Origin of the sequence: Streptomyces sp. CB01881 (genome assembly GCF_002953255.1) — a bacterium.
In the GTDB taxonomy this organism is placed as follows: domain Bacteria; phylum Actinomycetota; class Actinomycetes; order Streptomycetales; family Streptomycetaceae; genus Kitasatospora.
Map to the genome: position 1 here is coordinate 5867275 of NZ_CP026498.1, position 12131 is coordinate 5879405.

The following is a 12131-nucleotide window of genomic DNA, read 5'->3' on the forward strand; positions in this document are numbered from 1 at the left end:
GCCAACCGGGGGGCCTCCCGCACCTCGGACCCCGGTGCAACGGCACCCGGGCCCTGTCCGGACCGGCGCCCGGGTCCGGACTTCACCGGCTCGGGCCGCACCCCGGCCGACGGGAGGTCAGGAGCCCGCCGGTGGCTGGAGCGTGCCGGTCGCCAGGGCGTCGGTGAGGGCCTGGGTCAGGGTGCGGGCGAGCACGGCGGCCTGCTGGAGGGTGGTGTCGAAGGTGGCGAGGCCGGCGAAGGCGGCGCCGAGGGCGCGCTGCTCGGCGAGCGGGAGACGCGGGAGTTCGACGCGGCGGATGTCGAGGCGGGCGGTGGTGGAGGCGTGGCTGGCGGCGCGGCGGGTGGAGGCCGTGGACCGCAACTGGCCGGCCAGGAAGTCGGGGTCGAGCGCGGCCGGGTCGGGGCGCAGCAGGTGGAGCTGGCGGCCGAGCGCGGCGCCCGTGAGCGGGCTGCCGGGTGGCACGACCCGGGCCACCCCACCCCCGAGCGCGGGGACGAGGACGTCGCCGGGACGGACGCGGACGTCCCCGGCCGCGCCCGTCGTGCCGGTCGTGCCGGTCGTGCCGGTCGGGCGCGCCGTGTCGAGGACCGCGCTGGGCGGGTTGCCCGCGATGAGGTCCTGATCCGTCAGCACGGGGGTGCCGACGGGGCCGGCGCCCGCCGGGCGGGCCGGTGCGCCGGAACCGGAGGAGTACACCTCCAACACCCCGCCACGGACCAGTTCCCCCACGGAAACCACGGACACCACGGAGAGCACGGGAGCCACCGCACCCGCCGCCCCCGCCGTACCCGCCCCGGCCATGCCGCCCCCGGAACCGCCCGGCTCCGGCAGCAGTGCGGCCGGGTCCGCGAGCCCGCCCAGCAGCTCGCTCAACCGGCCGGTCAGGTGGGCGAGTTCGGCGGCCCCGCCGACCGGTGAGGCGGGCGGGACGTGCCGGGTGGGCGAGAGGTCGGTCTCGTCGTCGAGCAGGTCGATCGCGGCCATCGTCCGGTGGACGCCCGGCCGGTCCTCCGGCAGCGGCAGGCCCTCGCGGGCCGCGAGGTCGAAGGCGCGCCACGCGTCCAGGACCGTCCGGCGCAGCTCGGCCCAGCGGACCCTGTCGCGCCCGCCCTCCCCCGTCTCCGCTGCGGACGGCGACGCGGCGAGCGAGGCGGAGGACGCGGAGGACGCGTCGAGCATCAGCACCTGCCGGAAGTCGTCGCCCGGCCGGGGCGCACGCAGTACCCAGAGGTGGAGCGGCACCCCGTACGGCGGGGCGGCGCCGGCCGGCAGGGCGACGACGGCGCGCAGGGCGCCCGAGCGCAGCAGCTCGGCGCGGACCCGGCGGCCGGCCCGGCGGCCGGCGACGGTTGGGGGCAGCAGCAGGGCGGCGAGGCCGCCGGGGCGGGTGTGGGCGAGGCAGTGCAGCACCCAGGCGAGTTCGGACTCGCCGCGCGGCGGGACGAGACCGCCCGGCCAGCGGGTGTCGAACTGCAACTCGTCGTGGCCCCAGTCCCGTTCGTTGTAGGGCGGCTGGCAGAGCACCGCCTCGAAGGTGTCGCCCGGATAGCCGTCGGCCCGCAGGGCGTCGCCGGCCCGGATCTCGGCCGGGAGCGGCCCGGGTTCGGCTGCGGGCGTGTGCAGGGCGAGCCGCAGGGCGGCGAGCGCGCCGGTGACCTGGTCGGCGTCCTGGCCGTAGCGGCCGGTGGTGGACGGGAGGGCGAGCAGCAGGGCGCCGAGGCCGGAGGCCGGGTCGAGCACGGTGGCGGGAACGCCGGCGACGGCGGCGAGCAGCTCGGCGGCCTCGGGCGGGGTGGGGCTGAGCTGGCGGCTGTTGGCCTCGGTGTACCGGGTGAGCAGTTGCTCGTACGCGCCGGGGGCGCCGGCGGCGGAGGCGAGGTCGGCGAGCAGGCGGGCCAGGTCCAGCTGGGTGGAGCCGAGCAGGCCGGGGAGGCGGAGGGCGGCGGCGCCGCCCAGGGTCCGGCCGGCGACGTCGGCGAGCGCGCGCGGCAGGGCGGTGGCGAGCCGGGTGTCGGGTTCCGCGGCGAGGGCGGGCCAGCGCCCGGGCTCGCGGTGCAGCAGCAGGAGGACGGCCCCGGCCTGGAGGAGCGGCGCGGCGGGGTGGCCGGCGGGGTCGCGGAGGGTCTCCAGCAACTGCCAGACGCGTTCCAGCAGCGGCAGTTCGGCGATCTTGCCCTGGCCGCGGAGCCAGTCCGCCACCTCGTCGAGCGCGAAGGTCGGGCTGCTGTCGGTGCCGCCGACCGGGCGGGGGAAGTCCGCGTGGCGGCGGCGCCAGTTGCTGACGGCGGCCCGTCCGACCCCGGCCAGCCGGGCGATCTCGACGGCGGTCACCTCGGGACGGTCCGGCATGGGGGGCTCCTTCGGCGGCACGCGGGCTGGGGTGTGACCACACAGCATAGCCAGCACGCCCCATCCCGAAGTTCACACGTGAACAGAGACGTTTGGCGAATGGCCGTTGACATCGTTCACAGCAGATGATGTGATCCTCCTGTCGACAGCGCAGCAGCGCCGACAACCCAGGACCGAGAACCAGGAGCACCTCAATGGCCGTCGCCACCACCCCCCGCCGCAACGCCGCCCTGCTGCTGGGCGCCGCACTGGTCGCCCTCACCGCGACCGCCTGCAACTCCACCGGCTCCAGCGTCTCCACCGAGCCGAAGCAGACCGCTGCCGCCTCGACCCCCGCCGGCGCGGCCGGCTCCACCGGTGCCGCCGCGCCCGCCGAGAGCAAGCCGGCCGACGCCCCCAAGGGCGCGGCCAAGCTGGGGGACACCATCGCGCTCAAGGGCAACGACCCGGCCGACACCGCCGACGTGACCCTGGTGAAGGTCGTGGACAACACCGAGGGCGAGGACGAGTTCACCCACCCGGCCGACGGCAAGCGCTTCGTCTCGATCCAGTTCCGGATCAAGGCGAGCGGCAAGAAGGCCTACAGCGACGTCCCCGCCAACAGCGCCAAGGTGCTGGACGCCCAGGGCCAGGCCTTCGGTACGACGGTCGCCAACACCAAGGCGGGCCCGGGCTTCCAGATCCCCGCCAACATCGCCCCCGGCGAGAGCGCGCTCGGCTTCGTCACCTTCGAGGTGCCGAAGGACGCCAAGCTCGACAAGGCCCAGTTCGGCCTCGACAGCGGCTTCGCCCCGCAGACCGGCCAGTGGAAGCTCGGCTGACCCGGGGCAGCACCCGGCGGACGCACGACGGCGGCCTCAGGCACCTGACCCGAGACCGCCGCAAGGCCCGACCGGCGGCGCCCCGCCCCACCGCAGCCGGCGACAACACCGGCCGCAACCGGCAGACCCGCGCCGCCGAAGCCGCGCCAGGCCCGCCCCGCCGAAGCGGCGCGCGAACCTCCCCGCCGCTACTTCTTCGCCCCCGCCAGGTCGTCGAACATCGCCGACAGGAACTCCCGGCACCACCCCAGCAGTTCACGCCCGACCAGCGGCTTGCCGCCGATCCGGCCGGTGCTCGGCCGGGGCACCAGCAGCTGCTGGGCGGCCGCCTTCACCTGGCTGCGCGGGTAGAGCCGGTTCAGCCGCAACTGCTGCGACTCCCGCAGCTCGACCGGCCCGAACCGGACGTTGGAGCCCTGCAGCGTGATGTCCGAGATCCCGCAGCGCCGCGCGTACAGCCGCAGCGCCGCCACCAGGAGCAGGTTCTCCACCGGCTCCGGCAGCTTGCCGTACCGGTCGACGAGCTCGTCCCGGACCTGCTTGATGTCGTCCTCGGAGTTGACCGCCGCGATCGAGCGGTACGCCTGGAGCCGCAGCCGCTCGCCCGGGGCGTAGTCGTGCGGCACGTGGGCGTCGACCGGCAGCTCGATCTTGACCTCCAGCGGCTCCTCCTCCGGCTCGCCGCCGCCGGCCAGCGACTCCCGGAACTCGGCCACCGCCTCGCCGACCATCCGCATGTAGAGGTCGAAGCCGACGCCCGCGATGTGGCCGGACTGCTCGCCACCGAGCAGGTTGCCGGCGCCGCGGATCTCCAGGTCCTTCATCGCCACGTACATACCGGCGCCCATCTCGGTGTGCTGGGCGATGGTGGCCAGCCGCTCGTGGGCGGTCTCGGTCAGCGGCTTCTCCGGCGGGTACAGCATGTACGCGTAGCCGCGCTCGCGGCCACGGCCGACCCGGCCGCGCAGCTGGTGCAGCTGGGAGAGCCCGAAGGTGTCGCCGCGCTCGACGATCAGGGTGTTGGCGTTGGAGATGTCGATGCCCGACTCCACGATCGTGGTGGAGACCAGGACGTCGAACTCCTTCTCCCAGAAGTCGACGACGACCTTCTCCAGCGCCGTCTCCCCCATCTGCCCGTGGGCGGTGGCGATCCGCGCCTCGGGGACGAGGTCCTTCAGCCGGGCCGCCGCCTTGTCGATCGACTCGACCCGGTTGTGGATGTAGAACACCTGGCCCTCGCGCAGGAGTTCACGCCGGACGGCGGCCGAGATCTGCTTCTCGTCGTACGGGCCGACGAAGGTCAGCACCGGGTGCCGCTCCTCCGGCGGGGTGGTGATGGTGGACATCTCGCGGATGCCGGTGACCGCCATCTCCGCGCGGGATCGGGGTGGCGGACATGGTCAGCACGTCCACGTTGGCGCGGAGCTTCTTCAGCTGCTCCTTGTGCTCGACGCCGAAACGCTGCTCCTCGTCGACGATCACCAGACCGAGGTCCTTGAACCGGGTCTCGGAGGAGAACAGCCGGTGGGTGCCGATGACGACGTCCACCGAGCCCTCGAAGAGCCCCTCCAGCACGGCCTTCGCCTCGCTGTCGGTCTGGAAGCGGGACAGCGCCTTCACCGTCACCGGGAAGTTGGCGTACCGCTCGGCGAAGGTGGAGAAGTGCTGCTGCACCAGCAGCGTGGTCGGTACCAGCACCGCCACCTGCTTGCCGTCCTGCACGGCCTTGAAGGCGGCCCGGACGGCGATCTCGGTCTTGCCGTAGCCGACGTCGCCGCAGATCAGCCGGTCCATCGGGACGGACTTCTCCATGTCGGACTTGACCTCGGCGATGGTGGTCAGCTGGTCGGGCGTCTCCGCGTAGGGGAAGGCGTCCTCCAGCTCGCGCTGCCACGGGGTGTCCGGGCCGAAGGTGTGACCGGGGGCGGCCATCCGGGCGGAGTACAGCTTGATCAGGTCGGCGGCGATCTCCTTGACCGCCTTCTTGGCCCGCTGCTTGGTCTTCGCCCAGTCCGCGCCGCCCAGGCGGTGCAGCGTCGGGGCCTCGCCGCCGACGTACTTGGTGACCTGGTCCAGCTGGTCGGTCGGCACGAAGAGCCGGTCGCCGGGGTGTCCGCGCTTGGCCGGCGCGTACTCCAGCACCAGGTACTCGCGGGTGGCGCCCTGCACGGTGCGCTGGACCATCTCGACGTACCGGCCGACGCCGTGCGCCTCGTGGACGACGTAGTCGCCGGCCGCCAGCGCCAGCGGGTCGATCGCGTTGCGGCGCCGGGACGGCATCCGCCGCATGTCCTTGGTGGAGGACCGCTGGCCGGAGAGGTCGGTCTCGGTGATGACGGTCAGCTTGAGCGTCTCGTCGACGAAGCCGTGCTCGATCGAGCCGCAGGAGACGTACACGACGTCCCGGGTCGGCGCCTCGGCGAGGTCGGCGACCAGCCGGGCCGGGATGCCCTCGTTGCCGAGCACCTCGGCGAGCCGGGAGGCCGGGCCGTGGCCCTCCGTCACCATGACGACCCGCCAGTCGGCGGCCAGCCGCTCCTTGGCGTCGGCGATCGCGCGGGCGGTGTCGCCCCGGTAGGCCTCGACGGCGTGCATGCCGAGGGTGAGCGTGTCGGCGTCGAACTCCAGGATCCCGTGGACGGCCGACCCGCTCGTCGCGAACGGGCTGACCGACCACCAGGGCAGGCCGATCTCGGCGGCGTGCTCGCGCACCTCGGCGAGCGAGCGCAGCGAGGCCGCGGAGACGTCGATCGCCTCCAGGTCGATCGGCCGGTCGCCGCCGGCCGCGGCCGCCACCCAGGAGGCGTGCAGGAACTCCTGGCTGGTCGCCACCAGGTCGGCGGCCCGGGTGCGGACCCGTTCCGGGTCGCAGACCACGGTGACCGAGCCGAGCGGCAGCACGTCGAGCAGCAGCTCCATGTCGTCCACCAGGACGGGCGCCAGCGACTCCATGCCCTCGACCGCGATGCCCTCGGCGATCTTGTCGAGGATCTCGGCCAGGCCCGGGTGCTCGGCGGCGAGCTCGGCGGCCCGTGCCCGCACCTCGTCGGTCAGCAGCAGCTCACGGCAGGGCGGCGCCCAGAGGCCGTGCTCGGCGATCTCCAGCGAACGCTGGTCGGCGACCTTGAAGTAGCGGATCTCCTCGACGTCGTCGCCCCAGAACTCCACCCGCAGCGGGTGCTCCTCGGTCGGCGGGAAGACGTCCAGGATGCCGCCGCGCACGGCGAACTCGCCGCGCTTCTCGACCAGTTCGACCCGGGCGTAGGCGGCTGCGGCGAGCCGACGGGCGACCTCCTCCAGGTCGTGCGACTCGCCCCTGCGGACGGCCACCGGCTCCAGCTCGGCCAGCCCCTTGACCTGCGGCTGGAGCACCGAGCGGACGGGCGCCACAATCACCTGCACCGGCCCGGCCGCCGGGTCGTCCGCCCGCGGGTGCACGATCCGGCGCAGCACGGCGAGGCGGCGGCCGACGGTGTCCGAACGCGGCGAGAGCCGCTCGTGCGGCAGCGTCTCCCAGGCCGGGTACTCGGCGACCGCGTCGGCCGGCAGCAGCGAACGGAGCGAGGCGGCGAGGTCCTCGGCCTCCCGGCCGGTCGCCGTGACGGCGAGCACCGGTCGGCCGCGCTCCCCGGCCGCCTGCCCGGCCATCGCGCGGGCCAGTGCGGCGATGGCGAACGGCCTGGCGGCGGGCGGGCCGACCAGGTCCAGGTGGTGGCGGCCACCGGCCGCGGCACCGGCGGCGGTCGCGGCCTCGATCGCCTCGGCGAGCGCCGCGTCCCGTGCGACGACATCGAGCAGTCCGGTCAGGCTCATCTGGAGTCTCTTCTTCGTCCCGTGGCTGGTGCTGTCCCGGGGCGGCGGAGGCCCGCCGGGGCAACGCGAACGGCCCGGCGCGCCGAACGGCCGGGGGTCTCCAGCCTACGCCGCGGCACCGACACGCACGTGGTGCACGGCCGGGGCACGCACTCGCGCACGCCCGCCCCGCACCCGGACGCGGACGAAGCACCGGCCGCAGGCTGCGACCACGCCTTCGTGATCCGCCACGAACTGGACATACTCCTGTCACTGCCCGTCCATGGAGATCGCGCACCATGGTGAACGTGCCCGCCGCACCCAACCGTGGGGGATGGCTGCGGAAGGCACGGTCGCACACCCGATGGGGGTCGGGAGTGCGAGGCCGGGCGACCCTGGGTGGGGGCGCCCGCCCAAGCGCCGGGAACCGTGGCGCCCTTTCCTGGAGGGCGCCACGGGTCTCGGCCTCTTCGTTCCCGGCACCGGCCCGCTTTTCGTTCCCGGCACCGGTCCGCTCTCGGCCTCTTTCGTTCCCGGCACCGGTCCACAACGCCCGCTCACGGCTCCCGCACATCCGCGCCCTCCATTTGCGCGAACGCGCACCCGGGCCGGACCGCCCTCCCTACCCTGTGGTGGAGACCGTGTGGGGACGCCCGGAGGGGCCAGGGGGCGTCGCGATGGAGGGGGTGCTTCGTCATGCGCGTTGTCATCGCAGGCCAGGGTTACGTGGGGCTGCCGCTGGCGGTCCGGGCGGCCGAGGTGGGGTACCAGGTGGTCGGCTACGACGTGGACGAACGCCGGATCAAACGGCTGGCGGTCGGCGAGTCCTACGTCGAGGACATCCCGGCCGAGCGGCTGCGTCCGTTGCTGGAGAACGGGACGTACCTGCCGTCGGCCGAACCGGCCGACGTGGCGGGCTTCGACATCGCGGTGATCACCGTGCCGACGCCGCTGCGCGACGGCACGCCCGACCTGTCGTACATCGAGGCCTCGGCCGCACTGCTCGCCCAGCACCTGCGGCCGGGGGCGACCGTCGTCCTGGAGTCCACCACCTACCCGGGCACCACCGAGGAACTGCTCGCGCCGCTGCTGGAGGAGGGGTCGGGGCTGGCCGCGGGCCGGGACTTCCACCTCGGCTACAGCCCCGAGCGGATCGACCCGGGCAACCCGACCTGGCGGCTGGAGAACACCCCGAAGGTGGTCTCCGGCATCGACCCGGCGGCGCTGGCGGCGGTCGAGGGGTTCTACGGCCGGCTGGTCGAGCGGACGGTGCCGGTCTCCTCCTGCAAGGAGGCCGAGCTGACCAAGCTGCTGGAGAACACCTTCCGGCACGTGAACATCGCGCTGGTCAACGAGCTGGCGATGTTCGCGCACGACCTCGGCATCGACGTCTGGAAGGCGATCGACGCCGCCTCCACCAAGCCGTTCGGCTACCTCCGCTTCACCCCCGGTCCCGGCGTCGGCGGGCACTGCCTGCCGATCGACCCGTCGTACCTCTCCTGGCGGGTGGAGCGGGCGCTCGGCCAGTCGTTCCGCTTCGTCGAACTGGCCAACGACGTCAACAGCCACATGCCCGACTACGTGGTGCGCCGGCTCGGGGAGGCACTGAACGACCGGCAGCGCTCGGTGAAGGGCTCCCGGGTGCTGCTGCTCGGGCTCGCGTACAAGAAGAACACCGGTGACGCCCGGGAGACCCCGGCCGCCCGGGTCGCCGAGCTGCTGACCCGGATGGGTGCCGAGGTCCGGGCCGCAGACCCGCACGTGGTGGTCGGGGTGCACGTCCCGGAGCCGGTGATCCCCGGGCAGCGGGCGGCCGAGCAGGACCGGCACGGCGACCCGTTCGCCGCCGTCCGCCGGGTCGAGGCGACGCCGGAGGAACTGGCCGCGGCGGACGCGGTGGTGCTGCTCGCCGACCACGACGACTTCGACTACGACACGGTGACCGAGCACGCCCGGTACGTGCTGGACTGCCGCCGCCGGCTCTCCGGCGCGGCCGTCGAGGTGCTCTGATTCGACCCGGTCGCGCCCGGCGGGAACGCGGTGGCCGGGCGACCGCACCCGCCCGGCACCGCGTCGGGGGCCCTGCTCCGGCTACCAGCGGGAGAGGTTGATGTCGTACATCATCACCTCGTGCCCCTGGTGGCCGTTGAAGTCGTACTGCTCCCAGTTGAAGACGGTCCAGGAGCCCAGGCCGCCCCCGAGATAGGTGATGACCCGGTTGTTGCCGGCGTCGATCCGGTCGACGTTGTAGACGCGGACCGCCATCCAGCCGTCGTTCGCGAAGCAGAGCTGTCCGCTGTAGCCGTAGTTGAACACCTTCGCGAAATCGGTGCGGTTCCCGCAATCGACCCGGTTCACCGCGTTCGCGCCGGTGACCGGCAGCAGTGCGGCCGCGGCTGCGGTGAGGACGGCGAGAGCACCGGCCCGGCGGGCCGGGCCATTTTCCGGGCGACGTACTCCACGAGGATTTGCGGGATTTGTGCGGCGAATCATGAAACCCCTCCGTCGGCAGCGGTTGCGACTCCAGAGATTTACACGGAGCCTCGCCGCCGAACAGTTGATTTCAGGCCAAGACAGCCCTTGCGAGCGCCCGTCCGAACGAGCCGAACCGGAATGCGCTAGGGTCCGAACCACCTTGCCACGCCTGAGGATCGGAGCGGGAGCTTGGCACGTCCACCACATTTCGGGCGATTCGCCGCCATCACCCTGGCGGCCTCTTTATCGGCCTTTTCCACGGGTTGTGCCAGCTCACCCGGAAGTGGCCCGGCAGAATCCCCGCCGACCCCGCCGCCGATCGGCACACCGAAAGCCCCGGAATCCGGGCGCGCCGGAATGACCGGACTTCCGCTCTCCGCTTATCAGGCCAATGACCAGGTGGCCGTGAAAGAGATTCAGGCGAGAAATGCGCTGATCGTCTCCTGCATGCGGAAGGCCGGGTACACCGGCTTCGGCGGCGACGGCCTGCAGGCCGCGCAGGCCCCCGACAACGCGACGGCCCTGCCGGCCGGCGCCTGGGGGTACCTCGGGACGGCGGTCGCGGGCGTGCAGGGCTTCCACCCGCCGAAGCGGGCCCTCCCCCGGCCGACCGGGCCGGCGGCCGGTTCCGGAGAGGCCTACGACAGCGCCCGGGTGGACTGCGACCGGCAGGCGGCGGAGCGGATCGGCTCGCCGTCCGACCCGGGCACCGAGCTGGTCGGCCGGCTCTTCGACGAGTCGATCGCGGCGACCGGCCGCGACACCCGGGTGACCGCCGCGACCGGGGAGTGGTCCGCCTGCATGACCGCCGCGGGCTTCAAGGCCGACGCCCCGGCGGCGCTGCCGGACCGGTTCCGGGCCGCCCCGGACGTCACCCCGGCCGAACGCGCGACGGCCCTCGCCGACGCGGACTGCACCGGCCGGAGCAACCTGGCCGGGATCTGGTTCGCCGTCCTGGCCGGCTACCAGCGGCAGCTGATCGACCGCAACGCGCAGGCCCTGACCGCCCAGAAGGAGGCGGTCAGGGCCCAGGACGCAAAACTCGCGCGGCTGCTGGCGGGAGACGGCTCGTGACCGCCACCGGGCGGGCCGGTGCCGGCCGGCCGACGGCCAGGCGTCAGACGTCAGGCGTCAGCCGTCAGCCGTCAGCCGTCAGCCGTCAGCGCCGGTTGTAGCCGACGGTGTTCGGGGTGGCGTATTCGGCGCCGTCGTCCACGATCACGATCTTCGGGATGATCCGGGTCTCCTCCTCCTGGCGCCCCGGCGCCCCCGCGGCACCGGAGGGGGCGCAACCGACCGCGGTCGCCCCGCTCGGCGGCGAGGACGGGCGCGGCGGCACCCCGGCCGGAGCGGCCGTCGCAGCGGCGGGAACCACCGGCCCGGGCGTGACCCTGCCCGGGGTGACCGGCAGGACCGTCGTGGCCGCCTCCACCGGGGCGGCCGGCCGGCCGGCACCCGCGGCGACGTCCTTGCGCAGGTCGGCGACCGCGATCTCGCCGGTGTCCGCCTCCGAGTCCACCTCCGACACGGCCACCCCCGACGCAGCCACCTCCGACACGGCCGCCTCGGACCCGGCCACCACTGACCCGGCCGCCTCGGACCCGGCCGCCTCAGACTCCGGCGGAGCACCCGGCGCGGCCTGCGGCGGCACGGCCTGCGGTGCCGGGGCCTCCTCGGCGGGCTCGACCGCACCCACCGCCGCGCCGGTGAGCGAGGCGAGGGTGGCCTTGATGTGGTCCAGGTGCTGCTGCACCGTCTCGTACCGGGCCGAGAACTCGCGCTGCTCGCGCTCGCTGGCCGCGTTGATCCGCTCGGCCTCGCGGCGGGCCTGCTCGATCAGCTCGTCCGCCCGGGCCTGCGCCTCGGCGTCCGACTGCTTGATCTGCCCGAGCACGGTCTCCCGGTGCTGCTCGGCCTCCTTGAGCCGGCGCTCGGCGGTCGCGGAGACCTCGGCGTCCTCGGCGTCGGCCCTGGCCTCGGCCGCGGCGAAGGTCTCGTCGGCCTTGCGGCGCAGGGTGGCCAGCTCGGCCTCGGCCTGCTCGGACGCCTCGGCGGCGGCGACCCGCACCTTGGCGGCGTGGGCGGTGGCGGAGTCGCGCAGGGTCCGGTTGTCCCGGTCGGTGTCGGCCCGGATCGTCTCGGCCTCGGCCCTGGTCCGCTCGTCGGTGCGCCGGGCGGCCAGGTCGGCCTCGGCGCGGGTGGTGACGGCGTACTCCTTGGCGGCCTGGCCGAGGGCCTGGCCGGCCTCGTAGACCTCGTCGCGCAGGTCCTCGGCGAACCGCTCGGCGGCCTCCCGGACGGCGCGGGACTCGTTCTCGGCCATCCGGGCCAGGCCGGCGGCCTGCTCGCTGAGGACCAGGTAGTCGGGTTCCGGGGCGTCGGCCGCCGCCTGTTGGATGTCGGCCAGGCGGCGCTCCATCTCCCGGATTCCGGCGCCGAGCACGCTCAGCCGTTCCCACGCCTCGTCGCGGTGGACGGTGAGAGCGGCCAGCGCTCGGTCGACCTGCTCGGGCGCGTAACCACGCCGGGCAGCGGTGAAGCCGTACTGGGGGACGGCGTCGCTCATGGGCTCTTCCCCTCGGGTCGCGGGCTGCGGAGCCCATGATCGGACGGATCGGACGGATCGGGAACCGGATCGAGGACCCGGTCTCCATATCGACGGGGTACTGATCGGAACGTGTCGAGGACCGG

General features: G+C 74.1%; 6 protein-coding genes and 1 pseudogene. 3 read left to right on the plus strand and 4 right to left on the minus strand.

Going from position 1 to position 12131, the window contains the following annotated elements; all coding sequences use genetic code 11:
* Positions 1-117 precede the first annotated feature (117 nt).
* Entirely contained in the window at positions 118-2352 is a 2235-nt protein-coding gene (locus C2142_RS15370) for an N-6 DNA methylase (protein WP_241002598.1), read from the minus strand.
* 194 nt (positions 2353-2546) lie between these two features.
* Here C2142_RS15370 and C2142_RS15375 point away from each other — a divergent pair, with 194 nt between their 5' ends.
* Positions 2547-3173: a DUF4352 domain-containing protein gene (locus tag C2142_RS15375; protein ID WP_148643169.1), complete on the plus strand. Its 627-nt coding sequence runs from the start codon at positions 2547-2549 to the stop codon at positions 3171-3173.
* Positions 3174-3361: 188 nt separating this feature from the next.
* On the opposite strand, the pseudogene mfd reads toward C2142_RS15375, so the two are convergent.
* Positions 3362-6986: pseudogene (mfd, locus tag C2142_RS15380) on the minus strand (transcription-repair coupling factor).
* A 675-nt stretch (positions 6987-7661) separates the two neighbouring features.
* On the opposite strand from mfd, the gene C2142_RS15385 reads away from it, so the two are divergent.
* Positions 7662-8975: a nucleotide sugar dehydrogenase gene (locus C2142_RS15385; protein ID WP_148643170.1), complete on the plus strand. Its 1314-nt coding sequence runs from the start codon at positions 7662-7664 to the stop codon at positions 8973-8975.
* A gap of 81 nt (positions 8976-9056) precedes the next feature.
* On the opposite strand, the gene C2142_RS15390 is transcribed toward C2142_RS15385, so the two are convergent.
* A complete protein-coding gene (locus C2142_RS15390; RefSeq protein ID WP_162002478.1) occupies positions 9057-9458 on the minus strand; it encodes a beta/gamma crystallin domain-containing protein in 402 nt (133 codons plus the stop codon).
* Positions 9459-9845: 387 nt separating this feature from the next.
* Here C2142_RS15390 and C2142_RS15395 point away from each other — a divergent pair, with 387 nt between their 5' ends.
* The gene (locus tag C2142_RS15395; RefSeq protein ID WP_148643172.1) at positions 9846-10514 is read left to right on the plus strand and encodes a hypothetical protein; all 669 of its coding nucleotides are present in this window, start codon (positions 9846-9848) and stop codon (positions 10512-10514) included.
* 85 nt (positions 10515-10599) lie between these two features.
* Here C2142_RS15395 and C2142_RS15400 read toward each other — a convergent pair whose 3' ends face one another.
* Complete coding sequence (locus C2142_RS15400; protein ID WP_148643173.1) at positions 10600-12006, minus strand: hypothetical protein; 1407 nt, start codon at positions 12004-12006, stop codon at positions 10600-10602.
* Between the last annotated feature and the right edge of the window lie 125 nt (positions 12007-12131).

Bases quoted from the DNA above. Each gene is read 5' to 3' on its own strand.
- C2142_RS15370 (WP_241002598.1), bottom strand. From the start codon at position 2,352: ATGCCGGACCGTCCCGAGGTGACCGCCGTCGAGATCGCCCGGCTGGCC.
- C2142_RS15375 (WP_148643169.1), top strand. From the start codon at position 2,547: ATGGCCGTCGCCACCACCCCCCGCCGCAACGCCGCCCTGCTGCTGGGC.
- C2142_RS15385 (WP_148643170.1), top strand. From the start codon at position 7,662: ATGCGCGTTGTCATCGCAGGCCAGGGTTACGTGGGGCTGCCGCTGGCG.
- C2142_RS15390 (WP_162002478.1), bottom strand. From the start codon at position 9,458: ATGATTCGCCGCACAAATCCCGCAAATCCTCGTGGAGTACGTCGCCCG.
- C2142_RS15400 (WP_148643173.1), bottom strand. From the start codon at position 12,006: ATGAGCGACGCCGTCCCCCAGTACGGCTTCACCGCTGCCCGGCGTGGT.